Annotated in this window: 2 protein-coding genes and 1 pseudogene; all 3 read left to right on the top strand. The window is 56.0% G+C overall.

The features are described from left to right. Positions 1-77 (top strand): annotated as a pseudogene (locus tag AC3WTM_RS29435) (DUF3313 domain-containing protein); the annotation flags it as partial. Between the two features lie 349 nt (positions 78-426). Next, positions 427-1,827 (top strand): GABA permease, encoded by a 1,401-nt coding sequence (gene gabP / locus AC3WTM_RS29430; RefSeq protein ID WP_102672907.1) that lies wholly within the window; start codon positions 427-429, stop codon positions 1,825-1,827. Between the two features lie 106 nt (positions 1,828-1,933). Next, entirely contained in the window at positions 1,934-3,046 is a 1,113-nt protein-coding gene (gene gbdR, locus AC3WTM_RS29425) for a choline metabolism transcriptional regulator GbdR (RefSeq protein ID WP_371918649.1), read from the top strand. Positions 3,047-3,146 lie beyond the last annotated feature (100 nt).

The following is a 3,146-nucleotide window of genomic DNA, read 5'->3' as shown; positions in this document are numbered from 1 at the left end:
TGCTAGGCGGCTGCACCTCGAAAGTGACGGAGAAGGAGCAATATTCAGGCTTCCTGTCCAACTACAACAACCTGCAGTGGGGTTTGGGAATCTGCAATCCCCCTTCGTTGCTGCTTTAGCAGAATCCTCAAAAAACAAAATAATCCCACCCGACCAATTCGTGACCTATTGGTTTTCGCTGTGAACGTTAAACAGGCACGTGTCGATATCAGGCAAGGAGGTGGCGTGAACAGGTAACTGAATTATCGGACAAGCCGGGTAAGGTGGCGCCTCTTTTCATGGAAATAACCACATCGCGACGATGGGTTTGATAACTACGGCAGCGTTTGAAGGGTGCCACTTTCAGGAAGCGGCAGCAGGAAACGATGATGATCCGTTGCCCCCATCAATTCGCTTAAATGTCGATCAGCAGAGAAAAAAAACCCGATGATTAGCCCGAGCTCCAAGGATTCGAATGGCCAATTGGCACAGGGCTTCAAGCCTCGTCACGTAACAATGCTGTCAATCGCCGGAATTATCGGCGCCGGTTTATTCGTTGGCTCAGGACATGCCATTGCAGCTGCTGGCCCGACCGTCCTGCTGGCGTACCTATTCTCAGGCCTGCTTGTCGTTCTGGTCATGCGTATGCTCGGTGAAATGGCGGTGGCCAACCCGGACACAGGCTCGTTCTCCACCTATGCCGACCAGGCAATAGGTCGTTGGGCAGGCTTCACCATCGGTTGGCTGTACTGGTGGTTCTGGGTACTGGTGATCCCTATCGAAGCACTGGCCGCCGGCCATGTGTTGAACCAGTGGTTTCCCCAGATCGATGCCTGGCTGTTCGCCCTGGTGTCGATCATTGCGTTGGTGATCACCAATCTGTTCAGTGTCTCCAAGTACGGCGAATTCGAATTCTGGTTCGCCATGGCCAAGGTGGTGGCGATCATCGGTTTCATCGGCGTGGGTTTTGCCGTGTTGATGGGCTGGGTGCCCGAACGGGAGGTCAGCGGCTTGAGCGGCCTGATGGCCGAGCATGGCGGATTTGCCCCCAACGGCCTGTCGGCGGTAGTCGGCGCTTTCATCACCATCATGTTCAGTTTCATTGGTACTGAAGCGGTCACCATCGCCGCCGCCGAATCCGATAATCCCTCGCAGAACATTGCCAAGGCCACGCGTTCGGTGATTTGGCGCATCGGCGTGTTCTACCTGCTGTCGATTTTCGTGGTCATCTCCGTGGTGCCCTGGAACGACCCGCTGCTCGCCCAGGTAGGCTCCTACCAGCGGGCACTGGAGATCATGAACATTCCCCACGCCAAGTTCATGGTGGACGTGGTGGTGCTGATCGCCGTGGCCAGTTGCATGAACTCCTCGATCTACATTGCTTCGCGCATGCTGTACTCGCTGGGCCGTCGTGGCGATGCGCCGAAGGCGCTGAAGGTGACCTCCTCCGAGGGCGTGCCGCGTGCAGCAGTCATCGCCAGCACCGTGCTGGGCGCGGCGATCACCGTGTGGAGCTACTTCATGCCCGCCGGGCTGTTTAACTTCCTGCTGGCCAGCTCCGGCGCGATTGCCTTGCTGGTGTACCTGGCCATTGCGGTGTCGCAACTGCGCATGCGCCGGATGTTGCGTCGGCAAAACATTGAGCTGACCTTTCGCATGTGGCTGTTTCCATGGCTGACGTGGCTGGTGATTGTGTTCATTTGCGCAGCGCTGGCAGTCATGATGATCACCCCGGAACACCGTACCGAAGTCAGCACAACCATTGGGCTGGCGCTGGCGATTTCCTTCATCGGCCTTGTGACGTCCCGTCACCCTGTGCAGGCTGCGAGGGTGACGTCAGTGGGATAAACCAAGGAGGTATTTGCGCCAAAGCTACTCCCTACGCCAAGGCTAGGGAGTATTACCAGCTCCTGTGTCTCAGGCCGTAATCGCTCTTTGTGAGGACATGACCACGATGTCATCGAACTCCACCGTGTCCGACGGTACGACTCAATCCGTTGGTTTTCTGCTGCTGGATAAATTCACACTGATTTCCCTGGCGTCCGCAGTAGAGCCACTGCGCATGGCCAATCAGTTGTCGGGACGAGAGCTATATCGCTGGCATACGTTCAGCCCCGATGGAGGGCCTGTCTGGGCCAGTGACGGCGTTCCGATCACTCCGGATGCTTCGTGGAACAATCCATTAGTGGCGGACACTGTAATCGTGTGCGGTGGTGTTGGAATCCAGAACGTGATTACCCGCGAGCACATCACCTGGTTGCAAGCCTTGGCGCGTCAATCCAGACGGTTGGGAGGTGTGTGTACCGGAAGCTGGGCGCTCGCCAAAGCCGGGCTGCTCGACGGCTACGAGTGCAGCGTGCATTGGGAATTTTTGGCCGCCATGCAGGAGGCTTTCCCACGAGTCAGCATCAGCGCGAGTCTCTTCACCCTGGACCGAAACCGATTCACGAGCTCCGGGGGAACAGCGCCACTGGACATGATGCTGCACCTGATTGGTCGCGATCATGGTCGTGAATTATCCGCAGCCATCTCTGAGATGTTTGTTTACGAGCGCATACGCAACGAACAGGACCATCAGCGGGTTCCGCTCAGGCATGTGCTGGGAACTCATCAGCCTAAGCTGCAGGAGATCGTCGCGTTGATGGAGGCCAATCTCGAGGAACCGATCGACCTGGATAACCTTGCAGAATACGTTGATCTGTCACGTCGACAGCTGGAACGGCTATTTCAGAAATACCTTCACTGTACACCGTCACGCTACTACTTAAGGTTACGTCTTGTTCGAGCGCGACAACTGCTTAAGCAAACATCATTGTCGATCATTGAGCTGGCGTATGTATGCGGTTTCGTGTCCACACCACACTTTTCCAAGTGCTATCGCGAGTACTTTGGTGTTCCACCAAGCGACGAGCGTTCCGGCTCTGAAATGAGTCGCAAACCGGCAACGCTCGCGACTACGCAGCAGTCATCAACTAAACCACTGACAGCGCTCGACCAGGCACGAAACGAATCGACTTTTGCCAGTGTTCAAATGATTGATCGTTTCGACTTGGCGGAGTCGTGCTGACAGGACGTCCCTGCCGCCCCATTCATCCGTAGTGCATGGGTTTACTCAATAAGATCACGCAGGAGATTTGACGTGCACATTGGTGTTCCTCTCGAAACCC

Source organism: Pseudomonas sp. EU05-FHT14B02, from assembly GCF_058791055.1.
Note: the sequence above shows the minus strand (reverse complement) of the source record. Positions and strands in the feature narration are given on the sequence as shown.

Coding starts and splice junctions, on each gene's coding strand:
- gabP (WP_102672907.1), top strand. CDS start 427: ATGATTAGCCCGAGCTCCAAGGATTCGAATGGCCAATTGGCACAGGGC.
- gbdR (WP_371918649.1), top strand. CDS start 1,934: ATGTCATCGAACTCCACCGTGTCCGACGGTACGACTCAATCCGTTGGT.